Here is a 23,626-nt window from a genome sequence, read left to right as displayed (position 1 = left end):
TGTTCTCAGACTTGTAGGGCACATGATCGGGGCCGTCAATGGCGCGTTCGCCGGCCGCGCTCACCTGCGGGTCCGCAGGCCGCCGAAGTCGACGGCGGGATCGTCACGCACGCGCTCGGGGTGAGCACCGGTCAGGGCAGGGGGGCGCCGGGTTCCAGGCCCCGGGCCCTGAGGCGTTCGGCGGTGGCCTCGCGGCCGTGGCGGGCGAGGAAGTCGGCCAGGAGCCAGGGCGCGCCGCTCTCCCCCGCGTCGACGGCCTCCCTCAACACCCGTACGGCTTCGTCGACTTGCCCCTGGCCGGCCAGGAGGTCGGCGAGCAGTCCGGCGAGGTCGGTCGCGAGGTGGAGGCGGGGACGCAGGGCGGCGATCGCCGCGTCGACGTCGCCGTGCCCGGCCAGGAGCTGGGCCTGGAGTCCGGCGGCGTACGCGTCACCGGCGTCCGCGCGGGTGCCGAGTTCCGCTGCCGCGTCCCGGCGGGCGAGGAGGCCGGCGACGCGGTGTCCGGGGCCGTCCGGGTCGGCGGTGAGGCGCAAGCGGCCCGGATGCTGCCGCCTGCCCTCCCGCACATCGATTTTCCGATCAGCTTCGAGCAGGGGGTGCCCCCTGGTCGAGCGAAGTCGAGAGCTTGGGGGAGGAGTCACGTGGGCGGTTCGGCAACGCCGCTGGGGGCACCCCCCTGCTCGCAGAGCTCGGGGGAGTGCGTGCCAGGCGGCGGGCGCCCGGCCGGGGATGCGACACAGGCTCTCAACTCTTCCGGGACGTCGAAGACGTCGGCGAGTTCGAGGAGTTGGCGGTGGCCGGCGTAGGGGTCGCGGCGCGGGTCGGCCGGGCGGGCCGTGCGGCGGGTGTACTCGTCGGGCCAGAGCGTGCCGGCGCGGGAGGCGAGGCCGGTGCCGGAGGGGCCCAGGTGGCGCTGGAGTTCGTCCAGCCAGACGGCGGTGCGGCGGCCGGGGTTCGCGGCCAGCCGGTCGATCGCCTCGGGGCTCTCGGGGTGGACGAGCCACCAGTCGGGGAGGCTCGCGAGCAGCGCCTCGTACAGGGTGCGGGTCTTGCCGACGGAGGAGCCGCCGACGAGCAGGACGAAGCGGCCCGCGTCGAGGGTGGCGCGCAGGCGGTCGTCGAGGTCGCGTGGGACGTAGGCGGGGAGGTCGCCCAGGGCTCCGGTCACGTGGATGGCGGCGTGCACGCCGAGGCGTCTCGGGGAGGCGTCGTGGACGCGGACGGCGTCGCGGTGGGCCGGGGTGGTGCCGGCCCTGGTGCGTTCGAACGCGGTGAGCCAGGGGGGCCACGCCTCTTTGGGGAGGCGGCATCCGGTGAGGAAGGCGCGCAGGTTGGCGGTCGTCCACGCCCGGCCCTTGACGAGGTCGGCGGCGGTGCTCTTCGGCATGTCGAGATCGCGGAAGGAGAGGCCGCGGTGGACGCGCAACGCGTCGAGGCGGGCGCCGAGTTGTTCCGGGGTGTCGACGTCGTCCAGGTCTGCGGCCGGGCCGGTGGGCGGTTCCGCCATCAGCGCCCTCCCCGTTCGCCGTGCCGTCTCTCCAGCATGCCCGCGGGCGGGTGGGGCGAAAGCCGCTCGGCCGGGTTCGTCCGGGTGTGTCCGGGGGCGTGGCCGGACGGGCGGCGGGGGCGCTGAACTGGGGTTGTCCGTAAGGGAACCGGCCGGTCCCGCCTGTGTCGTCGGAGGTTGTCATGGAATGGTTCAGCGTCGTTCAGGCGGCCGGCAGTCTGCTCGCGTTCACGGCGGGGGCCGTGTCGCTGGTGAAGGCGATCGTGGAGCGGTCCCGGAAGGAGTGATGTCGTCGGGTGCCGCCCGGTGCCGGTTCCGCCGTGGCGGGGCCGGCACCGGGCGGTGCGCGCCGGGGAGTTCAGTCGGGGAGGGCGACCTGGCCCAGGAGGTCGTGCCAGGTGCTCATCGGGAGGACGATGATGTGGCGGCGGTCGGAGGACAGGCGGACCATCACCTCGTCCTTGCCGGGGACGAGGGCGAACTCGACGTGTTCCTCGTTCCATTGGCCCATGGGGTAGTACCACTCGATGCCGCCGGAGTCCTCGACCATGGCGGCCATGCCGACCTGGAGGGCCGCGACGAAGGGTTCCAGGGCCTCCTTGGGGATCCTGACGGTGGCCAGTTCCGGCTCGCGGTGCTCGGTCACGGTGGGTCCGCCCTTCGTTTCGGCGCGTTGTCGCGTGTGTCGCGCGGAGCCTACCCAGGGGGTGGGGGTGGCCACCCTGGGTGACGGGGGCGTGGGGTGGTGATTTTGGTCAACTCCGTTGCATGGCTGGGTAGTTGAACGGGGTACTGCCAGTAGCATCGGCGCATGCGATCACGTCATGAGCATGACGAACTAGCGCGGTTACCGCGCGACGCCCGAGCCGACGCGTATCCGATGCCGAGCGTGCCGTACGGGTGGTACGCGGTGCTGCGCAGCGGGCGGCTCCGGGCGGGACGGGTGGTGAGCCTGCACTACTTCGGTCGAGCGCTGGTCGCGTTCCGCGGGGCGGACGGTCGGGCCGCCGTGCTGGACGCGCACTGCCCGCACTACGGGGCGCATCTGGGGGCGGGCGGGAAGGTCGTCGGCGGGACGGTGGAGTGCCCGTTCCACGGCTGGCGGTTCGGGACGGACGGGCGGTGCGTCGAGGCGCCGTTCGCGGTGCGGGTGCCGAAGGTGTCGCTGGGCGGGTTCCCGGTGCGCGAGCACAGCGGGCTGGTGTTCGTGTACGTCGGTCCGGGTGAGCCCGAGTGGGAGGTGCCGGAGATCCCCGAGACGGGCGACCGGGCGTACGCGGCGCCGATCGAGGACACCTGCCGGGCGCGGGTGCACGTGCAGGAGATGCGGGAGAACATCGTCGACGAGTCGCACTTCCACTTCATCCACGGCCAGCCCGAGCCGCTGGCGCAGGAGTGGCGGGAGGACGGGCCGTTCGCGGAGGCCCGGGGGCGGATCGGACGGCAGGTGCTGGGGCGGCGGATCGACAACACCTTCGACGCGTTCATGTACGGGCCCGGTGTCATGGTCGTGCGGACGCGGGGGCCCCTGCTGTCGCTGACGGCCGTCGCGCTGAGCACGCCGGTCGACGAGCGGACCAGTGAACTGCGGATGCTGTACTACCTGCGCAAGCCGCCCCGGCTGGCGCTCCTCACGCCGCTGCTGAAGCTGGTGTTCCGGTCCCAGGCGCTCGGCGAGGTGCGCGAGGAGGTGCGGATCTGGGACCACAAGGTGCATCTGACGCGGCCGGTGCTGCTGCCCCACGAGAAGGGGATCCGGGCACTGCGGCGCTGGTACGCCCAGTTCTATCCGCCGGCCTGAGGGTGCGCGCCGGCTCAGCCGTCCAGGGCCAGGGCGTTCTTGGCGCGGTCGACGGACTCCTCGGCGGCCGGGCCGCCGGGGTTCTCCGTGGCGAGGGCCTGGTTGAGGGCGACGAAGGGGCGCATCCGGGACTCGTAGTGGGCGAACGCCTCGGTGTGGCCGGGGTGTTCGGCGAGGGATTCGGCCAGGACGTAGGCGCCGGCGAGGGCGAGGCTGGTGCCCTGGCCGGAGAGCGGGGAGGGGCAGTGGGCAGCGTCGCCGAGGAGGGTGACCCTGCCGTGCGACCAGCTCGGCATGCGGATCTGGGCCATCGCGTCGCAGTAGAAGTCGGGGGCCTCCGCCGCGAGTCGGGCGAGGCGGGGGCCGTGCCAGGACAGGGTGGTCAGGTGCTTCACGACCTCCTCGCGCAGGTCGGTGTGCCCCTCCGGCACGGACTCGAAGCCGAAGGCCACGCGCAGTTCGGTGTTGTCCCTGACCGGCATGATCCCGAAGCCCTTGTCGCCGTCGCGCAGCCACACCTGCCAGTCGTCTAGGTCCAGGAAGTTGCCGGTCCCGAAGACCGCGAGGTGGCTGCCGAGGTGGTGGGCGTACCGGTGCTCGGGGCCGAAGGCCAGGCGGCGGACGGTGGAGTGGAGGCCGTCCGCGCCGACGACGAGGTCGAAGGTGCGGGGTGCGGCGTGGGCGAACTCGACGTGGACGCCGTCCCCTCGGTCGGTGAGGCGGGTGATCGTGTCGCCGAAGAGGTGTTCGACGTCCGTGCGGGTGCGGTCGTACAGCATGCGGACGAGGTCTTCGCGCAGGAGCTCGATGTCGCCGTTGTCGAGCCGGCCGCTGCTGTAGGTGGCCTCCTCGGTGCGGTGGGTCTCGGTGCCGTCGGAGGCGAGGACGGACATGCCGCGCATGCGGGTGCGGACGGCGCGGGCCTCCTCCAGCAGGCCCAGGCGGGCCATGACGTCCAGGGCCACGCCCCGGATATCCACGGCCTGGCCGCCGGGGCGGAGGGTCCGGGCGCGCTCCACGATCGTGGGGGTGAAGCCGTGGTGGTGGAGGCGGAGGGCGAGCGCGGGGCCGGCGATGCCTGCGCCGGAGATCAGGACGGTCTTCATCGGGGTCTCCTCTGTACGGTGTACGCGGGCTGAACGTACGGCGTACGCGGGAGGGGTTCAAGCGGGGCTGTGCTAGGGCAGTTGGGGCGCTGGGCGGGGGGTTCGCTGCTAGCCTCTGTGCTAGTACAGGTGAGAGAGGTCGTGGGGTGTGACGAAGGCCACTGAGGTGCCGCCGTATCTGCGGATCGTCGCGGGGATACGGCGGCGGATCGCGGAGGGGGAGCTGGGCATCGGGGATCCGGTGCCGTCCACGCGGCGGATCGCCCGGGAGTGGGGGGTGGCGTTGGCGACCGCGACCAAGGCGTTGACGGTGTTGCGGCTTGAGGGGGTGGTGGAGACGCGGCCTCGGGTGGGGACGGTGGTCGCCGGGGGTGGTCGGGTCGAGGGGCGGGACGCTGGGGCTTCGGGGGCGTTCGCGGCTTCGTCGGGCCCTGCGCCCGTGTCTTCGTCCACGCCTTCGTCCGCGCCGGAGTTGAGCCTTGAGCGGATCGTGCGGGCCGGGATCGAGATCGCCGATGCGGAGGGGCTGGCGGCGTTGTCGATGCGGGGGGTCGCGGCTCGGCTGGGGGTCGGGGCCATGTCGACGTACCGGTATGTGCCGAGCAAGGACGATCTCGTGCAGCTCATGGCGGACGCGGCGTTCGCCGAGGAGGGGTATCCGGCGCCCGGCGAGGGGCCGGAGGGGTGGCGGGCGCGGGTGGAGTTGGGGGCCCGGACGTTGTGGGTGTTGCACCGGCGGCATCCGTGGCTGGCTCAACTCGCCTCGCTGACGCGGCCGTTGCTCGTGCCAGGGCTGATGGTCCACGCGGAGTGGGTGCTCGGCGCGCTCGACGGGCACGGGCTCGATCCCGTGACGCTGTTCGACATCCACGTCCTCGTCTACAGCCATGTGCAGGGGCTGGCGGCGCATCTGGAACGGGAGGCGCACGCACAGGGGGACACCGGGCAGTCGGATCAGGAGTGGATGGATCAACGGGCGTCCGCTGTACGGGCGTTGGCGGAGAGTGGGCGGTTTCCGACGTTCGCGGGGCTGGTGCGGGAGTTCGAGGCCCTGGAGGGCGGGTACGACCTGCGGCTCGACGCGTTGTTCGAGTCGGGGCTGACAGCGTTGCTGGACGGGCTCGCGCCCGTCGTCGAGAGGAGAAGGAAGCTGTGACCGACGTTTCTGGGCCGCTGGCCGGGCGGGTCGCTCTCGTCACCGGGGCGAGCGGGGGTATCGGGCGGGGGATCGCCCGTCAACTCGCCGCCGCCGGAGCCTCGGTGGTCGTGCACTGCCACAACGGGGCCGAGCGGGCCGAGGAGTTGGCGCGGGAGATCGGGGACGCGCTGGTGGTGAGCGGGGATCTCACGCGGGAGGAGGAGTGCCGGCGGGTCGTCGAGGAGGCGGCTTCGTGGCGGGGGCGGCTGGACGTGCTCGTCAACAACGCCGGGATCCAGCCGGTGCGGGAGCTCTCGGCGCTCGGCGTCGCCGACTGGCAGGCGGTCCAACAGGCCAACGTCGTCAGCGCGTTCGCCTGTACGCAGGCCGCGGTGGACGTCATGTCCGCGCAGGGCGCCGGGAGCGTCGTCCACATCGCCTCCGTCGAAGGCACCCGGCCCTCCCCCGGGCACGCCCACTACAGCGCCTCCAAGGCCGCCCTCATCATGCACGCGCGCGCCGCGGCCCTCGAATACGGGGCCCTCGGCATCCGCGTCAACACCGTCTCCCCCGGCCTCATCGACCGACCCGGCCTCAGCGACGACTGGCCCTCCGGCGTCCGACGCTGGCTCGACTCCGCGCCCTTGGCCCGCCTCGGCCGCCCCGAGGACGTCGGCGCGGCCTGCGTCTTCCTCGCCTCCGACGCGGCGTCCTGGATCACGGGCGTGGATCTGCCCGTGGACGGGGGTGTGGGGGTGCGCCCCGGGTGGTGAAGGGCGTCGCCGGGCTGGGGGGTAGGGGTAACCCCCCGTTCCGGTCGGTGGTGGGCCTCAGTGTGGGGTGGGGTGGGGGTGCGGGAGGGTGAGGGCGTTCGTGTGGGCGGAGTTTGGGGATCGTCTTGTCCAGTAGTGCGGTTGTTTCCTTGTCGGCCGGGCGTGTGCGGGCTCGGGTGCTTGCCGGGTTGGCGCTTCTGCTGGGGCCCGCGGTGTTCTTCGGGCCGCATCTGCTCGCGGCGGACGGGTCGTCGCAGAGCGGGTTCGGGGATCAGGGGGTGCTCATCGGGGCCGTCAAGAAGGGGTTCGTCGAGTACTGGGGGGCCGGGAGCGCCGACTACTCGCCGGCGATGGGGAGTGTCGTCGACTACTGGTTCCGGTTCCATGTGGCCAAGGCGGTGATCTCCTCGGCGTGGCTGGTCGTGCTGGTGGCGCTGGGGGTCGTGGTGTGGCGGGGCTTCGTCCGCGGTGACGGGGTGCGGCGGGCGTGGCTCGCGGTCGCCGGGGCCGGGATCACCGTCGGCGGGTTGTTCTCCCTCGTCGTCGCGCTGGCCAACGTCCAAGGCGCGGTGGCGCCGTTCACGTCCGCCCTGACGATGCTGCCGGTCGGGCAGCGCGGCGGGGCGCTCGGCGGGACGCTGGCCCAGGTCCGGGAGGGGCTGGCCGGGGACCCCGCGAGCGCTCCGCCCGCCCTCGGCGTGATGATCGACGACAACGTCCGCTACCACGTGACGATGGCCGTCGTCGCCGGGGTCGCCACCCTCGCGTTCGTCGTCGTGAGCGTCGTGTTGTGGCGGCGGTTCGCGGGGACCGGGGATCGCCGGGCCCGGACGGTGCTGGCGGGGTTCGGCGCGCTGTGCGTGGTGCTGGCGCTCGCCATGGCCGTGGTGGGCGTGGCCAACGTGAGCGTCGCGGAGCACTCGGCACGGGGACTGTCCGACTTCTTCCAGGCGTGAGCCGGCAATCCAGTGGTCAGGCCGAGCAGGGGCTCGTAGGGTCCTCGCATGGTTCTCCGTGATCAAATGCGCCGTGCCCTGCCCGAAGCGATGCGTGCCCGCGACAAGGTGGCGGTGAGTGCCCTCCGGGCGACCTTGGCCGCCCTCGACAACGCGGAGGCGGTGCCCGTGGAGGCCGGGGCGCTGCGGGGGCAGGCGATCGAGGAGGCCGCTGTGGGGGTCGGGGCCACGGAGGTGGAGCGGCGGGTGCTCGGGGAGAGCGACGTCGAGCGGATCGTGCGGGAGGAGGTCGACGAGCGGTTGCGGGCGGCTCGGCAGGTCGAGGGGACGGCGCACGCCGAGCGGTTGCGGGGCGAGGCCGAGGTGCTGGTGCGGTTTCTGGGGTCGGGTGGGGAGAGTGGTTTCCGGGCGTCGTGAGGAATCCGTCCGGGCCGAACGCGCTCGCCGCGTTGGCGCGGGCGTGCGGGGCGGCATTGGTTGGGGGTGAATCCCCCGCCAGGGAGGAGGAGTTGCCCCCCTTCTCTCGGGTGGCGTCCCGCCCAGTGGTGCAGCCGCTCGACTGTCGCGGCTTCGCAGGTCGCGGCCGAGTTCCGCCCGTCGGTCCAGGGTCGGGCGGCCCCCGCTGCGCCGACCGGCTCACGCGGCGGCGCGGGCTTCGGCCGAGCCGGCGATCGCGGGGCGCTCGGCGAGCCCGGTCCGGAGGGCTCTACACCACTCGGCGGGACGCCACCCTCTCTCTCGCCGTCGCGCGGACGCCGTACGGTCCCTCGTCGCCGCGTGCGCGGTGCCGCTGCTCGGGCCTGGCCGTGTGGCGGCCGCTGTCCGACGGAGACGGTCACCGGTCCCGGGTGACGAGCAGCGCGTCGGAACGACGCTGCGGGGACTCGCCGGAACAGCGGTTCCCGGTCCGCCGGGGCCGAGGGCGACGGTGTGCGCGCAGTCGCCCCGCACCGCACGCCGCCGGGACGGGAGTTCAGCCGCCCGGCAGCTTGCGGCGCCGGGACGGACGCTCGAACACCCCGGCAGCGGGCCCCGGGTTCACACGTCCCCGACACCCACCGCCAGACCCCGAGTTCCGGCCACGTGTGGGGGGTGTAGACGGGCATCGCAGGTCACGGTTCGCACACTCTGCCGAACTGCGCGACGACGGTCGCGAAACTCCCGGCGGCATTCATCACAGCGCCGCCCCCACGCTCCCCCACCACGTCGCGGGACACGGCCCGAGTTCACGTACTTTCACCGCCCAACCCCCGCCGCCAGGCCGCGAGGTGAGACCCCTCGCGGCCCAGCCGCCGGCTCAGGGCTGCAGTCGCTCGTGCGTCCAGGCCCCCGCGTCCACCCCGTCCCGCTCGTACCGCAACCGGCGGTGCAGCCGGTCCGGGCTGCCGTACCAGAACTCGACCGCGGTGGGGCGCAGCCGGTAGCCGGTCCACTCGGCGGGGCGGGGCACATCGGAGGCGGCGGCGACGAGGGACTTCGCCTGGTCGCGCAGGGCGGTTTCGTCGGTGAGGGGGCGGCTTTGGCGGGAGACGGCGGTGGTGGCGCGCGCGGCGAGGGGGCGGCGGGCGAAGAGGGAGTCGGACTCGGCGGCGCTCACCTGCTCGACGGGGCCGGAGACGGTGAGCTGCTGAAGGGTCTCGCGCCAGTAGAAGGTGAGCGATCCCCAGGGGCGGGCGGCGAGTTCGAGACCCTTGCGGCTGCCGGTGAAGCTGGTGAAGACGAGCCCGTCGGCGTCGACGTCCTTGACGAGCAGGACGCGCGTCGAGGGGCGGCCGTCGGCGTCGGCGGTGGCGAGGACGGCGGCGTACGGCTCGCGCACCTCGCGCTGGACGGCGCTCGCGAGCCAGTCGAGGAGCAGGGGGACGGGGTCGGCGGGCGGGGTGTCGAACTCGGGGAGGTCGAGGTCGGTGGCTCCGCTCAGGGTCTGGGTCCGGGAGGTCACGTGGGGGGTGCTCCTTGCGTGGGGCCGATGGTGTCTCGTGGCTCATCCTGCCCGATCGCGCGGTCCGCCCCGCCGGCCAGCGGCAGCAGGCTCGCCAGGCACAGCGGCGCCAGCGCCAGGAGGATCCCGGCGGCGGGGAGGGTGCGGTCGAGGAGGTCGAAGAGGAAGGGCGCGGTGAAGCCGGCGTAGGCGAGCGCCCAGTAGGCGGCGGTGCGGGCGGCGAGTCGGCCGGGGCCGGCGAGCTGAGCGGTGCGGGTCAGCCCGTACACGGCGCACAGGCCGTACCCGCAGCCGAGGACGGCGGAGGCGGCGAGGGCGGTGCGGGGGTCGGCGCGCTGGACGGCGCAGGCGCCGAGGAGCAGTCCGGCGGCGACGGTCGCCATGCCGGTGACGCCGGGGGCCAGCGGGCTGCGGGCGGCGAGGCGGCGGGCGAGGGGGGTCGTGAGGGCGCCGGCGCCGGGCGTGACGAGGATCGCGAGGCCGCTGTAGAGGAGGACGTGCTCGCCGAGGGCGTCGGCGACGAGGTGGGGCAGGACGACGTAGCCGAGGGTGGGCGCCGCGAACACCCAGGGCGCGACCGGCAGGACGTACCGCAGGAACGGCCGGACGCTCCCGCCGGTCCCGGCGGTGCGGCTGCGCCCGACGGGCCCGACGTTGTGGCTGCGCCCGACGGGCCCCGCCGTCTCCGGGAGACGGACGACGCCCGCCAACGCCAGCGCGGTCAGGGCGAGTTGGGGGACGTAGGCGAGCAGCAGCGGATGCGGCAGCCACTGGGCGATCAGCGCCGAGCACAGCCCACTGAGGGCGAACCCGGCGGAGAGGCAGACGCTGGCGAGGCGGGCGGGCCGGTCGGGATCGCCCGCCGACTCCGGTGCGCGTTCGTGGAGTTCGCGCGCCCAGACGGCGGCGGAGGTCATCGCCGCCCCGATGGCGAGCCCGGCGAGCATGCGGCCGGCGAAGAGCAGGGCGGTGACCTCGGAGCCGGCCATGAGGGTGAGGGAGGAGAGTCCAGAGGTCACGATCGCGCCGACGACGACCTTCTTGCGGCCGAGGCGGTCGGTGACGGGCCCGCCGAGCAGGATGCCGGGAACGATGCCGAGGACGTACACGGCGAACGCGCCGATGACGAGGGCCTGGGAGAGGCCGAGGAGTTGCCGGTAGACGTCGAGGAGTACGGTGAACTCGTTGGCGGTCCAGCCGATCGCGACGAGGGCGAGTGCGGCCCTGCGCCATTCTCCCCTGCCCCGGGGTGCCTCTGGCGTCTTCTCCGGCGGCGGGGCGAGTGCGGTATTCGGCAGCCGGCCAAGGGCCCGGCCTTTCTCACCCATGCCGAAACCACGCCCGCCCGCGCTTTCCGATCCTTGGCATCTGCAAGGTTATTCGACCTTTCCAAGTTTTTAGCCCGTCATCACCAATGCGCCGCTTGTTGTATACAACGGGAAGCTTTAATATCCCGGACATGGATCTTCGGCGCCTGAATTCTTTCGTGGCAGTCGCGGAGGAGGGCCATTTCGGCAACGCTGCCAAGAGGCTCTACCTCTCCCCGCCCTCGGTCACCTTGCACATCAAGCAGTTGGAGGCCGATTTCGGAGTGCGGTTACTCCATCGCACGCCTGTCGCGCTCACCCCGGCGGGACAGCGTCTGCTGCGGCACGCACGCCGGCTGCTCGGCGCGCTGGACGCGGCCCGGCAGGACCTCGCCGAGCTGACGGAGCCGGAGGGCTCCCGGCCGGCCCGGCTGCGGGTGGGGGTGATGAGTCACGGCGCGGGGGAGGTGACCTCCTCCGCGCTGTCGGCTTTTCAGCACCTGCGGCCCGACGTGGCGCTGTCCGTCGTCCAACTGGACTTCCAGGCGCACCAGTCGGCGCTGCTGGAGGGGGACGTGGACGTCGCCTTCATCCGGCCGGCGCCCACGGACGACCGGATCCGCTACGACGTGCTGGACAGCGAGCCACGGGTGGCGATCGTGCCCGCCGCCTCGCCGCTGGCCGACGCGCGCGGCGAGGGCGTGCCCGTGGACGAGTTGCTCGACGAGCCGTTCCTGCCGGTCGCGCAGGTGCCGAGGGAGTTCGCCGACTACTTCTACTTCGTGCCGGCGCGCGGTGGCATCCCGGTCCGCCGGGGTTTCCCGGCGGTGGTGCGCACCCCGTACGACGCCCTGCGCTCGGTCGCGGGCGGGGCGGGCATCGCCACCTCGGTGGAATCGTTCACGCATTATCACTCCTGGCCGGGAACGGCGTTCGTGCCGATACTCGACGCCCCCTGGGAAAAATGTGTGCTGGCCCGGCGTGGGGACGACGACAGTCCGAGCGTGCAGACGTTCCGGGCACTGACCGCGGCTCTCGCAAAGAATCAGCCGCTCCGACCGGAAGGCAATAAATCTCCGGATCCAGCAACATTGCGGAATTCCGCAAAGAGAATTCGACGCGACCGGGCGGCGTGACGAACAGTGTGACGAAGGGTATGCCGAACGGCGTCCGAAAATGCCCGAACGGACATCGATTTCGAGTTCTCCGGACATCGGTGCGGGCTTTGCCGGCCTTCCGGACCGGAAGGCCGACACGGCGTCAGACGCCCGCGCGGATCACGCGCCGAGCCGCTGCCATTCCTTGAGCCGCTGGAGCTGGAAGATGTCGGCCACGGAAGCGATCTTCGGCTCCAGGGCGACGGTGTCGCCGGAGTCCCGGATGGAGCGGTAGGTCTCCCGCAGGGAGGCGATCGTGGCCCGCATGCCCTGGTTCGCGTAGATCACCACCTGGACGCCCATGGCCTCGGCCTCGGCGATGTTCCAGTCCGGGTAGGTGGTCGGGACGACGACCACCGGGAGCCGGCCCTGCCAGCGCTTGACGAACTCGACGACCTCGGCGTTGGTGCTCTTCTTGGAGTGGATGAGGACGGCGTCGGCTCCCCCGTCGGCGTAGGCGTGGGCGCGTTCCAGGGCCACGTCGACGCCGAGGCCGTTGATCAGGGCCTCGGTGCGGGCGATGACGAAGAACTCGTCGTCGCGCTGGGCGTTCTTGGCGGTCTCGATCTTGGCGACGAACGCCTCGGTCGACAGCAGGCTCTGGTCGCCGTCGGCGAAGCTGTTGATCTTCGGGAAGAGCTTGTCCTCGATGGCGACGGCGGTGATGCCCATGTCCTCGAACTCGTGGACCATGTGGGCCACGTTGAGGTTGTTGCCGTAGCCGGTGTCGGCGTCCGCCACGACGGGGATGCCGAGCGCCTTCTGCATGTGCGCGGCGGCCTCCAGGTATTCGGTCATCGTCAGGATGCTGGCGTCCGGCAGGCAGCGGGCCGCCGAGATCTCCAGGCTCGACGACCAGATCGCGTCGAACCCCGCCTGCTCCGCGAGGACGGCACCGAGGGCGCTGTGCGCGCCGGCCACCCGCAGAGCCCGGCCGGGGCGCAGGAGGGACCGGAAAGAGGGGGACGAGGGGGGTTTCAGGGACATGGGAACACCTTCTGTCAGTGATTCGCCAAAGCAACATGCACACTCCGGCCCGGCTAGGCGGGCAGCGTGCGGTCGCGTCGTTCGCCGCGTGCGAGGTTCAGCCTCTGGTCACCAGAAGTTGGCTTTCCGGCTTCCTCTCGGACACCTTTCGTATCTTCCTCGCCAGGGGCAGCCGCTGGCGAGGGTCTTCAGAAATCTTGAAGACGGCAGGGGTGACGTTGACAGAAGTGACGGGCGGTAAAGACGATTGGACGCATCGCGACACCGGCCCGATCCCCTCCTAATGCGTCGCATTAGCGAATCGAGTGCGTCTCTCCGTGTCGCCGCCGCCCGCACCGATCCGGGAGCTGACCTCGCATGAACACCCCCACCCGTCCAGCCGTCCCCTGCACCAAGGAGATGCGCGCGGGACTGCTGACCGCGCCGCGCGTCCTCGACCCGCACGCCCTGCTCGACGTGCCCGAGCCGGGCCCCGGCGAGCTGCTGGTGCGGGTGCTGGCGTCGGGCGTCTGCGGCTCCGACCTCGCCGCCTGGCGCGGCACCCACCCCTACAAGGTCGCGCCGGTCGTGCTCGGCCACGAGTTCTGCGGCACGGTGACCCGGCTCGGCCTCCAACTCCCTTATGACCAGGGCGAGTTCGCGGTGGGCGACCTGGTCTGCTCGGCAGCTTTCTCGCCCTGCGACGGATGCGCCGAGTGCCGGCGCGGCGCGCCCCACCTGTGCGCGGACCGCCGCAACCTCAGCCACGAGGGGTGGCAGGGCTCCTTCGCCGAGTACGTCCTGCTGCGCCGCAACATGACGCACCGCCTCCCGCCGGGCACCGACCCGGTCGCGGGCGCGCTGGTGGAACCGCTGTCCATCGGCCTGCACGCGGTCCGCCTCGCCGGACCCGGCGCCGGGCGCGCGCTCGCCGTGCTGGGGTCGGGGACAATCGGGCTGAGCTGTCTGCTCTCCGCACGCCGGCTCGGCTTCGGCCCCGCCGTGTGCGTGGACGCCGGACCCGCGAAGGCGGCGCTGGCCGCAGCAGCGGGCGCGGACGGGTACGTCGACGCGCGCACCGGGTCACCCTCGCCCGGCGAGGTCGCCGACCTGATCGTCCGTCAACTCGCGGGCGAGCGGCCGGAGGTGGTGTTCGTGGCGGCCGGTTACCCCGGCGTGCTCGACCAGGCCGTGGCCGCCGTCCGGCCCGGCGGGACGATCGTCGTCGTCAGCTACTTCGACGCACCCGTCCCCGTGGATCTCAACGCGCTCGTCGGGCGCGAGGCGCGGCTGCTTTTCTCCTCGCTGTCGGTGCCCGACGACTTCCGCCGGATCATCTCCTGGCTCGCGGACGGCAGCCTCGACCCGCTGCCGCTGGTCACCCACCACTTCCCGCTGGAGCGGATCGAGGAGGCCATGGCCGTGCTGGACCGCCCCGCACCGCCCGGCGCGGCGCCGACCGGCAAGGTGATGCTGCGTATCGGCGGTGCCGCGTGAACACCGCGCCCCACCACCGTCTCCTGCGCGCGCTCGCCTGCCTCGCCCCGGACGCCGGCCATGTCCGCGCCCTCGCCGCCGATCCCGCCCTCGACGCGGCGGCCTTCCTCGACGCCGCCGCCCGCCACAAGCTGCTCCCGCTCGCCGGACGCCACGTCCACCGCCACCACCTCGACCGGGGCCCCGGCGCCCTCCCCCACCCCTGGGTCCTGACGTCCGCGTACGTCGCGAACCGGGCCCGCAACACCGCGCTCGCCGACGAATTCTCCGGCGTACAGCGTGAGTTGACGGAACATCAGGTGCGGTGGGCGCTGCGCAAGGGGTTCGCGCTCGCCGAGGGCGTGTACGGCGATCCCGGGGTGCGGCGCATCGGCGACCTCGACCTCGCGCTGCACCCCGACGACACCGCGCGGGCGCACACCACGCTCACCCGACTCGGTTACGTCCAGGGCGAGTTGGCCACCGACGGCGACCATGTCGTGCCGTACGCCGCCGCGCTCAAGGCGGACGGGCCCGCGCGCGGGGACGACGGGGAGTTCCTGCCGTACCGCAAGGCCGGACTGCGGCCCGGCGTACCCGAGTTCTACGTCGACCTGTGCCCCGCCCTGCCCGAGCCGCCGCTCGGACTGTCCGAGATCCCGATGGCCGACGTCCTGGAGCGCTCCCGCGCCGCCGTGCGCTGCGGCTCGCCCGCCCGGGAGCTGCACCCCGCCGATCAACTCATCGACCTGTGGGCCCAGTTGAGGGGCCCCGCCCGCGCGCTGCTGGAGGGGAGGCCGGACGGCGGGTTCCTTCCGCTGGCCAAGCTGCTCGACGTCGCGCTGCTGTCGGCGTCCCTCGGCGACGCGGACTGGGCGCTCACCGAGGCGCTGCTCGCCCGGCCGGGGCTGTGGCCCGCGCTGGACTCCGTGCCGAGGCTGACCGCGCTGGTGTTCCCCGGCTCCACGCCGGCGGCGTTCGCCGGCGCGGCGGACGCGGCGCCCGGTCTCACCGCCCGCCTGACCTCCTAGGAGTCCCCATGCTCATCGCCCTCGTCGGTTCCGACGGTGCGGGCAAGTCCACCGTCACCCGGCTCCTCACCGAGTCCGGCGCGGCCTCGGGGCCGCCCGTGCGGCGCTCCGACCGCTGGGACATCGTCGCCGAGCCCCAGCGCTATCCCTCGGCCCGGCTCCTGCGTCCCGACGTGCGGTTGGGGCGGACCGTCGCCGCCGAGATGCCCAACCCCGCCCGGTTCCTGTTCTTCCTGTGGTCGTCCTGCCTGGCCCTCCAGGGGCGCGAGCCCGCACCCGCGCCGGGCACGGTCACCCTGCTCGACGGGTACTGGATGAAGCACGCCGCCGTCGAGGTCGTCCACGGGCTCGACCGGGCCTGGGTCGAAGCCGTCGGCGCCGGGCTGCCCGCCTGCGACCAGGTGATCTACCTCCGGATCGCGCCCGAGGTCGCGTGGGAGCGCAAGCAGGGCGAGGAGATCCTGCCGTACGAGTGCGGGGGCGATCCGCTGTGCTCCCGCGCCTCGTTCCTCCGGCATCAGGGGCGGGTGCGGGAGGTGCTGGACGACTGGGCCGCGCGGTTCGGATGGCGGACGGTGGAGGCGGACCGGCCGGTGGAGGAGATCGCCGGGATCGTACGGACGGCGGCCGGACAGGCCGGGGTCTGCGCCGGGGTGACCCGGTGAGGGGCGGCGGCAGCGCGGAGGCGCGGGCCGTTCAGGGCGACACCCTCTCCGCACAAGGCGGCGCCCCCGACCTCCTCGTCCTCAAAGTCGGTGGCAGTCTCGTCTCCGACAAGCGCGCGGACGACGGGATCGACGCCGCCGCGCTCGCCGGGTACGCGCGGCAGATCGCCGCGCTGGTGCGGGCGCGGCCGGGGCGGGTCGTGTTCGTCGCCGGGGGCGGGGCCTTCGGGCACGGCGCCGTACGGGAGTTGCGGCCCGACGACCCGTTCACCGCGCTGGAGCTGACGCGGGCGACGTTCACCGTGAAGTGGGCGTGGGTGGACGCGCTGCGGGGTGCCGGGGTGGCCGCGATGCCGTTGCAGGTGGCGGCGCTCGCCTGGGACCGGCGGCCGGCGGGGCGGGTCGGGGACGCCGACCCCCGGACCGTGGGCGCCGGGACCGGTGAGGAGGTCCAGGCGGACCGGACGGTGCTGCGCAAGGTGCTGGCCGCCGGCGCCGTCCCCGTCCTGTCCGGCGACTGCGTCCTCGCGGCGGACGGACGGCTGCGGATCCTCGGCAGCGACCACGTCCCCGGGCTGCTGCTCGGCGCCGGGTTCGGGCGGGTGCGGATCGTCACGCTGACGGACGTCGCCGGGGTCCTCGCCGACGGTCCGGACGGCACCGAGGTCGTCCCCTTCGTCGACCCGGACGCCCCGGACGCCGCCCACGACCTGGTCTGGGAGTCCGCGAGCTGGGACACCAGCGACGCGATGCACGGCAAGCTCCGCGCGCTGACCAGTCACGCCCGCCGGGGCGGCGAGTGCCTGATCCTGCGCGGCGACCCCGACGGCACCGACCTCACCCACCTCCTCGCCCCGCTCACCGACTGGCCCCCGACCCTCCCCCACACCCTCATCACCCGCCGCACCCCGGCCGGCGCGGCCACCTACCCCTGACGCACACCGCCGGCCCGGCACGCTCTCGCCGGACACGACGCACACCGCCCGCCCGGCACGGTTTCGCCGGCCCCACGGCCGCGCCCCGGCCCACCCCTGAGCCCCCCGCCCCCACTACCAGACCCCCCCACCCCCGTCCCCACCCCCATCGTCCCCGTCCCCAGAAAGGCCCCCCATGACCACCACCCCCCTCCCCCAGCTCACCCTCCTCAACCCCGGCCCCGTCAACGTCCACCCCGACGTCCGCGCCGGTATGACCTCCCCCGACCAGTGCCACCGCGAGGCCGAACCCCTCGCCCTGCTGGCCCGCACCCGGCGTAAGGCGGCGCAGATAGCGGGCGGCAACCCGGACGACCACACGGCGGCGATCTTCACCGGCTCCGGCACAGCCGCCCTGGAAGCCGCGTTCGCCTCGATCGTCCCGCCCACGGGCCGCATCCTGATCCTGGACAACGGCCACTACGGCGAGCGCCTGTGGCGGATCGTCAGCGCGAACGGCGTCCCGCACCGGCGTCTGGAGTTCGGCTGGACGAACCCGATCGACCTGGACGTCCTGGACCGCACGCTCGCCGAGGACCCGGGCCTCACGCACGTCGGCCTGGTGCAGCACGAGACCAGCACGGGTCAGCTGAACCCGCTGCGGGAGATCGGCGAGGTCGTGGCCCGGCACGGCAGGCAGCTCGCGGTGGACGCGATCAGCAGCCTCGGCTCGGAGCGGTTCGACCTGGTCGCCGACCACGTCGACTGGGTCGTGGCGACGGCGAACAAGTGCCTGGAGGGCCTGCCCGGCGTCAGCTTCGTCGCGGGCCGCAGGGACCGTTTCGAGGAGCTGAAGGACGTCCCCGCGCGCGGCTTCTACCTGGACCTGTACGGCAACTGGTCCTCGCAGGAGGGCAAGGGCGTGCCGGCGTTCACCCCGGCCGTGCAGGTGCTGACCGCGTTCGAGGTGGCCCTGGACCGCTCGCTCGCGGAGGGCGCCGAGGCGCGCGGCGCGCGGTATCTGCGGCTGGCGGAGCTGATCCGCGCGGGGCTCGCCGAGCGCGGCTGCGCGTTCCTGCTGCCGCCGGAGCACCGCGCGAACTCCTGCACCAACGTCCACATCCCGCACGGCATCGCGTACGCGGACCTGCACGACCTGATCAAGGCGGAGGGCTACGTCATCTACGCCACCCAGGAGCAGCTGCCCGGTGTGTTCCGCGTCGCGAACATGGGCCAGCTCAGCGAGGCCGACGTCGCCGGTTTCCTGGAGGCGTTCGACCGCGCGGTCGCGAAGCTGACGTCCGACCAGCTCTGATCCCCCCACACCCTTTCCGGAGGTTCACCATGTCCTTCGTCTCCCTCGCCATCGTCGGCGCGGGCCCGAGCTGCACGTACGCCCTGGAGCGGCTGGCCGCGCTCGCGCAGGCCGCCGACGGGCGGGTGCCGCTGGCCGTCCACATCTTCGACGCGTCGGGCCAGTTCGGCGCCGGCCAGGTGCACAGCCCGCGCCAGCCCGTCACGAGTTTCCTCAACCGGATCGTCGGTCAGGTGTCGTTCGCGGCGGACGAGACCGTCGAGGAGGCCGGTCCGCTGCTGCCGGCGAAGCTGCGGCCCACGCTGCTGGAGTGGTGCCAGGAGCGGTTCGCGGCGACCGGCGATCCGTTGTACGACGTGAGCGCCGAGGACTGGCCGAAGCGGTACGTCCACGGGCAGGCGCTCCAGGACCAGTTCGAGACGTACCTGCGGCTGCTGCGGTCGGCGGGGGTGCGGGTCGACCTGTATCACGCGGAGGTCGTCGACATCCACGAGGCCGACGACGGCGGTGGGCGGCTGACCGTGGTGACGGACACGGCGGACGCGGCGGGTGCCTCGTACGACGTGGACAGTGTCCTGATGGTCACCGGGCACTCGTGGAACGACCCTGACCGGTATCCGAAGCAGGCGCGGTGGAACGCGTTCGCGAAGGAGCACGGCGCGGTGTTCGTGCCGTCCGCGTATCCGATGGAGCTGCACATCCCGGAGGAGTCGACCGGGCCCGGTGCGGTGGTGGGGTGCCTGGGGATGGGGCTGACCAGCATCGACATCATTCTGCACCTGACCGAGGGGCGGGGCGGGCGGTATGCCGAGCGCGGTGACGGGCAGTTGGTGTACGAGCCGTCGGGCAAGGAGCCGGCGTCGATCGCGGTGTTCAGCCGGTCGGGTCTGTTCACGTTCGCGCGGCCCTACAACGCGAAGGAGCGCGATCTCGACGCGCTGGAGCACCGGGGTGTGTTCCTGACGGAGGCGGCGGTGGACGCGCTGCGGGAGGCCGAGGGCTCCGCGCCGGTCTCGATCGGCGGGCTCGCGCGGGTGCAGCTGGACTTCGAGCGGCACGTCCTGCCGATCGTGGTGCTGGAGATGGCGGCGCTGTACTACCGGACGCTGTTCGGCCCGGAGTTCGGGGACGCGCTGGAGGCGGCGGTGCGCCCGGAGTACGAGGCGTTCCTCGCCGACGCGGGCGCGGGCGCGTCGTCGGCCGAGGCGGTGGCGCGGCTGTCGGACGCCGTCGAGCGGTACGTCGATCCGGTCGCGGAGGCGCTGGACGCGGTGTTGCGGGGTGCGGACGCGCCGGTGCCGAAGGGGCTGCTGCCGCGCTATCTGGAGGTGGTGTTCGGTCCGGACGAGGGGGCGCGGCTCGCGTCGCTCGCCGAGTCGGACCGGGCGCGGTTCGCGCGGGCGGTGGCGCTGACGCCGTCGCCGTACCGGCACGGCACGTTTCCGGCGGCCAACCGGTTCTCGTGGGAGCGCACGCTGTGGCCGATCCCGCGCGAGGGGCACCGGGACCCGGAGGAGTACCGGGCGGCGTTGCTGGACTTCCTGGACGTCGACCACCGCTGGGCGGCGCAGGACAACCTGACGAACCCGGCGAAGGCGGCGGCCGACGGCGTGTGGCGCGACCTGCGCGACACCCTCGCGTACGCGGTGGACTTCGGGGGTCTGACGGCGGCCTCGCACCAGAACTTCCTGGACGTCTACATGCGTCACCACAACCGGCTGTGCAACGGGGCGGCGCTGGAGGTCATGGAGAAGGTGCGGGCGGCGATCCGCGCGGGCCTGGTCGACGTGTCGGTGGGTCCCGGCGCCGAGCTGTCGACGGACGCGGCGTCGGGGCGGTTCCGGGTGCAGGGGCCGACGACGGGCGCGGATCTGGAGCTGGACGTGCTGGTGGACTCGCGGGTGCATCCGTTCGACGCGGAGAACGACGTCCGTCCGGTGTATCCGGCGCTGCTGCGGCACGGGCTGGTCAGCAAGTGGGTGAACCCGGGCCAGGGCGGGGCGCCGGACTTCGGTCCCGGTGGTCTGGAGCTGACGGCGGACTTCCATCCGGTGCGCGCGGACGGCACGGCGGACCGGCGGCTGACGTTCCTCGGCCCGCCGAGCGAGGGCGTGATGTTCTTCCAGCTCGGGGCGTTGCGCCCGAACCGCAACCACCACGTGATGCAGGACGTGCTGCGCTGGGTGCGGGAGTTCTGGCCGCGTGTCCAGGACCTCCCGGTGCCGGCCGGCGCCTGACCGCTCCCCCGCCCGGGACGGTCCCCGTCCCGGGCCCCCTCTTCCACTCCCCCCACTCGAAGGAGGCCACGCCGTGGCCCGAACACCGCGTCTGCTGGTCCTGGATCCCGTCCACCCTGAGGCCCTGGCCGAACTCGGCCTGGTTCTGGAGGTGGTGGTGCGGCTGAAGCCGCCGCAGTCGGAGCTCGCCGCCCTGGTCGAGGAGGTGGACCCGGACGCCGTCGTGGTCCGCAGCGGGGTGCGGCTGACCGGTGAGGTGATCCGCTCGGCGCCCCGGCTGAGGGTGATCGGCCGGGCCGGCAGCGGTACCGACAACATCGATGTCGGCGTCGCCCGTGAACTCGGCGTCCGGGTCTTCACGCTGCACGGCGTGTCCGCGAACGCGGTCGCCGAACTCGCCCTGGGGCTCGCCCTGTCGGTGACCCGGAACGTGGCGCTCGCGGACCGGCAGATCCGGGCCGGGCTGTGGCGCAAGCCGGAGCTGGCGGGGCCCGAACTCGGCGGGCACACGCTGGGCGTGGTCGGTCTCGGGCCGATCGGGTCGCGGCTCGCGGAGCTGGCCCGCCCGCTGCGGATGCGGGTCCTGGCGACGGTGGCCTCGCCGACGCCGGAGCGGGCCCGGGACCTCGCCGCCGAGGACATCACGCTCCTCCCGCTCAAGACGCTGCTGAGCGAGTCGGACGTCGTGTGTCTGGCGCTGCCCCTCAATGACGCGACCCGGCACCTGATCTCGGGTCCCGAGCTGGCGCTGATGGGTCCGCGCGCGTATCTCGTGAACGTCGCGCGCGGCGGGGTCGTCGACGAACAGGCCCTGTACGAGGCCCTGTCGGCGGGGGTGATCGCGGGGGCGGCGCTGGACGTGCACGCCGTCGAGGGCGGCCTCTCGCCGCTGGCGGAGCTGGACAACGTCGTGCTGACCCCGCACATCGGCGCGACCACGCACGACGCGCAGGCCCGGATCGGGACGCTGCTGGTGTCCCGGCTGCAGGAGGAACTGGCCGCCGCGGGCGTGCTGGAGCGCCCGCTGACCTCGGAGGTCGTCAAGTGACCGCGTCCCGTGTCCGTGCCGCCGTGATCGGCGCCTCCGGGTTCACCGGCGGCGAGACGCTGCGGCTGCTGCTGAACCATCCGGACGTCGTCGAGGTCGCGGCGGCGGCCCGCTCGGCCGGCGAGCCGCTGGAGTCCGTCCACCCCCATCTCCTGGGCAGCGGCCTGGAGTTCACCACGCCGGACGAGGTGACGGCCCGCGCGGGCGACTTCGACGTGGTGTTCCTGTGCACGCCGAGCGGCGAGGCCATGCGCCGCGCGGACGGTCTGCTGGCGGCCGGGACGCGGGTGGTCGACCTGAGCGCCGACTTCCGGTTCGCCGACCCCGAGCGGTACGCGCGGGCGTACGGGAGGGAGCACACGGCGCGGGAGGCGCTGGCCGAAGCGGTGTACGGGGTCAGCGAGTTCCACCGCAAGGAGATCGCGGGGGCCCGGCTGATCGCCAACCCCGGCTGCTACGTCATCACCGCGCTGCTGGGGGTCGTCCCCCTCTACGAGGACGGCATCGCGGACCCCTCGTCGCCGCTCAACCTGGTGGGGATCAACGGGACTTCGGGCGCGGGGAACAAGCCGCGCGCGGAGGTCATGCACCCGAACGCGTTCGCGGCTCTGCTGCCGTACAGCCTCCAGGGGCACCGGCACGCCCACGAGTTGGAGGACCGGATCGGACGGGGTGTGGTGGTGGACCTGTCGACCGCGCACGGCAACTTCGCGCGGGGCATCCACCTCCAGGCGACGGTGCCCGTACGGGCGGACGTGCGGGGGGAGTTGAGCCGGGAGGCGCTGCTCGACCTGTACCGGGCGCGGTACGCGGACGAGTTCTTCGTCCGGGTGAACGCGCGGCCCGCGCACGGCGGGCTCACCGACAAGGACTACCGGCGGTATCCGACGCTCGCGGGGGTGACGGGGTCGAACTTCTGTCACATCGGGCTGGACTACGACGCGCACCGGGGTGCGGTGAAGGTGGTGGCCGTGACGGACAACCTCGTGAAGGGGGCGGCGGGTTCGGCGGTCCAGAACATGAACCTGATGCTGGGGCTCGACGAGACGGCGGGGTTGCGGGCGTATGGGTTCTGACGCCAGGTGTTGTGACGCTGGGGGTTCTGACGGGCCGCTGGCCGGTGTCCCCCGGCTCGCCGACCACCCCGTGGCCCCCGGGGAGCGGTGGATCCTGTCGGCCGGGTTCAACACCGGGCCCGAACTGGCCGACACGGGGCGGATCGACTGTGAGCTGGCGGACCTCGCGGCGCTCGCGGACGCCGGCGCGCGGGTCGCCGTCCTGTCCCATCAGGGCAGTCACCGCGACGGCAGCGCGCGGGGCCTGTCGCACATCGCCGCGTATCTGGGCCGCAGGCTCGGGCGGGTGGTGGCGTATCACCCGCACAGCGCGGACGAGGAGGCGCCGAGGGTCGCGGAGGCGATGGCACCGGGTGCGGTGGTGCTGTTCGGGAACACGCGGGAATACGCGGGTGAGGAGCGCGGTGACGTGGGGCTCGCGCGGGCGTTCGCGCGGCTCGGGGACCGGGTCGCGGTGGGCGGGTTCTCCAAGGCGCACCGGGCGCACGCCTCCAACACCGGGCTGCTGGGCCTGATGCCGGGGGTGGCGGCGCGCAGTCTGGTGCGGGACGTCGCGGAGCTGGCGCCGTGGGCGGCGCGCGACGGCCGTCGGTCGGTGGCGGTGCTGGGCGGGCGCAAGCCGGAGAAGGTGCTGGCCGGGCTCGCGGGGCTGAGCGGCTCCTACGACCTGATCGTGCCGGGCGGCGTCGTCCTCAACACCCTTCTCGCGGCGCTCGGTCACCGGGTGGGCGCGTCCTGGCTGGGCAGCGACCCCGAGCGGTGTGTGCGGGTTGCCCGCGAGGTCCTTCAGGGGCCGCGCAGGGCCGTCATCCACCTCCCGGCGACGGTGTACGTCGCCCCGGCGGACGCCGCCGGCAACCCCGTCGGGCCCGCCCGGCCGCTCGCGCTGCCCGGTGACGTGCCCGCGGGGCACGCGGTGGTCGACTTCGACCTCCAGCCGTGGGCCGCCGCCGAACTGACGTACACCGAGCGGGCGTTGGTGGCGGGGACGCCGTGCCAGTACCGGTTCGGGCACACGCGGGCGGTGGACGCGGTGCTGCCGGTGCTGGCCGGGACGGACACGCTGCTGCTCGGCGGGGACACGGTCGCCGAACTGCCCTGGCGGGGGCGGACGTCCACGGGGGGCGGGTCCGCGCTGACGCTGCTGGCCTCGGGGGACTGCGCGGTGCTGCGGGCGCTGCGCGCGCAGACCGCGTCTCTTCTGTGAGGCC

General features: G+C 73.4%; 22 protein-coding genes. 15 read left to right on the top strand and 7 right to left on the bottom strand.

Going from position 1 to position 23,626, the window contains the following annotated elements; all coding sequences use genetic code 11:
- Positions 1 to 131 precede the first annotated feature (131 nt).
- From IAG44_RS40315 to IAG44_RS40305, 3 genes are all read right to left on the bottom strand, one after another.
- Positions 132 to 533: a hypothetical protein gene (locus IAG44_RS40315; RefSeq protein WP_187751972.1), complete on the bottom strand. Its 402-nt coding sequence runs from the start codon at positions 531 to 533 to the stop codon at positions 132 to 134.
- Positions 534 to 637: 104 nt separating this feature from the next.
- A complete protein-coding gene (locus tag IAG44_RS40310) occupies positions 638 to 1,507 on the bottom strand; it encodes a hypothetical protein (RefSeq protein ID WP_187751971.1) in 870 nt (289 codons plus the stop codon).
- Positions 1,508 to 1,865: 358 nt separating this feature from the next.
- Positions 1,866 to 2,153, bottom strand: coding sequence for a hypothetical protein (locus IAG44_RS40305; protein ID WP_187751970.1), 288 nt, complete (start codon positions 2,151 to 2,153; stop codon positions 1,866 to 1,868).
- Positions 2,154 to 2,318: 165 nt separating this feature from the next.
- Between IAG44_RS40305 and IAG44_RS40300 the strand changes: the two genes are divergently transcribed.
- Positions 2,319 to 3,308 carry a Rieske 2Fe-2S domain-containing protein gene (locus IAG44_RS40300; protein WP_246562713.1) on the top strand — a complete coding sequence of 330 codons (990 nt, stop codon included), beginning with the start codon at positions 2,319 to 2,321 and terminating at the stop codon, positions 3,306 to 3,308.
- 14 nt (positions 3,309 to 3,322) lie between these two features.
- Here IAG44_RS40300 and IAG44_RS40295 read toward each other — a convergent pair whose 3' ends face one another.
- A complete protein-coding gene (locus tag IAG44_RS40295) occupies positions 3,323 to 4,414 on the bottom strand; it encodes an FAD-dependent monooxygenase (protein WP_187751969.1) in 1,092 nt (363 codons plus the stop codon).
- 148 nt (positions 4,415 to 4,562) lie between these two features.
- Between IAG44_RS40295 and IAG44_RS40290 the strand changes: the two genes are divergently transcribed.
- The 4 genes from IAG44_RS40290 to IAG44_RS40275 all read left to right on the top strand — a co-directional run bounded on the left by IAG44_RS40290 (position 4,563) and on the right by IAG44_RS40275 (position 7,698).
- Complete coding sequence (locus IAG44_RS40290; RefSeq protein WP_187751968.1) at positions 4,563 to 5,570, top strand: TetR/AcrR family transcriptional regulator C-terminal domain-containing protein; 1,008 nt, start codon at positions 4,563 to 4,565, stop codon at positions 5,568 to 5,570.
- Positions 5,567 to 6,325, top strand: a complete 759-nt coding sequence (locus IAG44_RS40285) for an SDR family NAD(P)-dependent oxidoreductase (RefSeq protein ID WP_187751967.1) — start codon at positions 5,567 to 5,569, stop codon at positions 6,323 to 6,325. Before IAG44_RS40290 ends, IAG44_RS40285 begins: the two co-directional genes overlap by 4 nt.
- 188 nt (positions 6,326 to 6,513) lie before the next feature.
- Positions 6,514 to 7,281, top strand: coding sequence for a hypothetical protein (locus IAG44_RS40280; protein WP_246562701.1), 768 nt, complete (start codon positions 6,514 to 6,516; stop codon positions 7,279 to 7,281).
- A 48-nt stretch (positions 7,282 to 7,329) separates the two neighbouring features.
- Positions 7,330 to 7,698, top strand: coding sequence for a GatB/YqeY domain-containing protein (locus IAG44_RS40275; RefSeq protein ID WP_187751966.1), 369 nt, complete (start codon positions 7,330 to 7,332; stop codon positions 7,696 to 7,698).
- Between the two features lie 880 nt (positions 7,699 to 8,578).
- Here IAG44_RS40275 and phzG read toward each other — a convergent pair.
- Positions 8,579 to 9,223, bottom strand: a complete 645-nt coding sequence (gene phzG, locus IAG44_RS40270) for a phenazine biosynthesis FMN-dependent oxidase PhzG (RefSeq protein WP_187751965.1) — start codon at positions 9,221 to 9,223, stop codon at positions 8,579 to 8,581.
- Positions 9,220 to 10,551, bottom strand: coding sequence for an MFS transporter (locus IAG44_RS40265; protein WP_187751964.1), 1,332 nt, complete (start codon positions 10,549 to 10,551; stop codon positions 9,220 to 9,222). The genes phzG and IAG44_RS40265 overlap by 4 nt, the downstream gene beginning before the upstream one ends.
- 131 nt (positions 10,552 to 10,682) lie before the next feature.
- Here IAG44_RS40265 and IAG44_RS40260 point away from each other — a divergent pair, with 131 nt between their 5' ends.
- Positions 10,683 to 11,666, top strand: coding sequence for a LysR family transcriptional regulator (locus tag IAG44_RS40260; RefSeq protein ID WP_187751963.1), 984 nt, complete (start codon positions 10,683 to 10,685; stop codon positions 11,664 to 11,666).
- 141 nt (positions 11,667 to 11,807) lie between these two features.
- Here IAG44_RS40260 and IAG44_RS40255 read toward each other — a convergent pair whose 3' ends face one another.
- Positions 11,808 to 12,674 (bottom strand): isocitrate lyase/phosphoenolpyruvate mutase family protein, encoded by an 867-nt coding sequence (locus IAG44_RS40255; RefSeq protein WP_187751962.1) that lies wholly within the window; start codon positions 12,672 to 12,674, stop codon positions 11,808 to 11,810.
- A gap of 357 nt (positions 12,675 to 13,031) precedes the next feature.
- Between IAG44_RS40255 and IAG44_RS40250 the strand changes: the two genes are divergently transcribed.
- From IAG44_RS40250 to pgk, 9 genes are all read left to right on the top strand, one after another.
- Positions 13,032 to 14,150, top strand: a complete 1,119-nt coding sequence (locus tag IAG44_RS40250; protein ID WP_246562694.1) for a zinc-dependent alcohol dehydrogenase — start codon at positions 13,032 to 13,034, stop codon at positions 14,148 to 14,150.
- The gene (locus IAG44_RS40245) at positions 14,147 to 15,160 is read left to right on the top strand and encodes a nucleotidyltransferase family protein (RefSeq protein WP_187751961.1); all 1,014 of its coding nucleotides are present in this window, start codon (positions 14,147 to 14,149) and stop codon (positions 15,158 to 15,160) included. Before IAG44_RS40250 ends, IAG44_RS40245 begins: the two co-directional genes overlap by 4 nt.
- Before the next feature lie 8 nt (positions 15,161 to 15,168).
- Positions 15,169 to 15,825: a nucleoside/nucleotide kinase family protein gene (locus IAG44_RS40240; protein ID WP_187751960.1), complete on the top strand. Its 657-nt coding sequence runs from the start codon at positions 15,169 to 15,171 to the stop codon at positions 15,823 to 15,825.
- Positions 15,822 to 16,760, top strand: a complete 939-nt coding sequence (locus IAG44_RS40235; RefSeq protein WP_187751959.1) for an amino acid kinase family protein — start codon at positions 15,822 to 15,824, stop codon at positions 16,758 to 16,760. The genes IAG44_RS40240 and IAG44_RS40235 overlap by 4 nt, the downstream gene beginning before the upstream one ends.
- A gap of 175 nt (positions 16,761 to 16,935) precedes the next feature.
- Positions 16,936 to 18,054 (top strand): pyridoxal-phosphate-dependent aminotransferase family protein, encoded by a 1,119-nt coding sequence (locus IAG44_RS40230; protein ID WP_187751958.1) that lies wholly within the window; start codon positions 16,936 to 16,938, stop codon positions 18,052 to 18,054.
- A 29-nt stretch (positions 18,055 to 18,083) separates the two neighbouring features.
- A complete protein-coding gene (locus IAG44_RS40225) occupies positions 18,084 to 20,291 on the top strand; it encodes an FAD/NAD(P)-binding protein (protein ID WP_187751957.1) in 2,208 nt (735 codons plus the stop codon).
- Between the two features lie 73 nt (positions 20,292 to 20,364).
- Positions 20,365 to 21,339, top strand: coding sequence for an NAD(P)-dependent oxidoreductase (locus tag IAG44_RS40220; protein WP_187751956.1), 975 nt, complete (start codon positions 20,365 to 20,367; stop codon positions 21,337 to 21,339).
- A complete protein-coding gene (gene argC / locus IAG44_RS40215) occupies positions 21,336 to 22,415 on the top strand; it encodes an N-acetyl-gamma-glutamyl-phosphate reductase (RefSeq protein ID WP_187751955.1) in 1,080 nt (359 codons plus the stop codon). Before IAG44_RS40220 ends, argC begins: the two co-directional genes overlap by 4 nt.
- Entirely contained in the window at positions 22,405 to 23,622 is a 1,218-nt protein-coding gene (gene pgk, locus IAG44_RS40210) for a phosphoglycerate kinase (protein WP_187751954.1), read from the top strand. Before argC ends, pgk begins: the two co-directional genes overlap by 11 nt.
- The last annotated feature ends 4 nt before the right edge of the window (positions 23,623 to 23,626 follow it).

Origin of the sequence: Streptomyces roseirectus (assembly GCF_014489635.1) — a bacterium.
Taxonomy (GTDB): Bacteria; Actinomycetota; Actinomycetes; order Streptomycetales; family Streptomycetaceae; genus Streptomyces; species Streptomyces roseirectus.
This window is presented reverse-complemented; position numbering and strand designations above follow the sequence as displayed.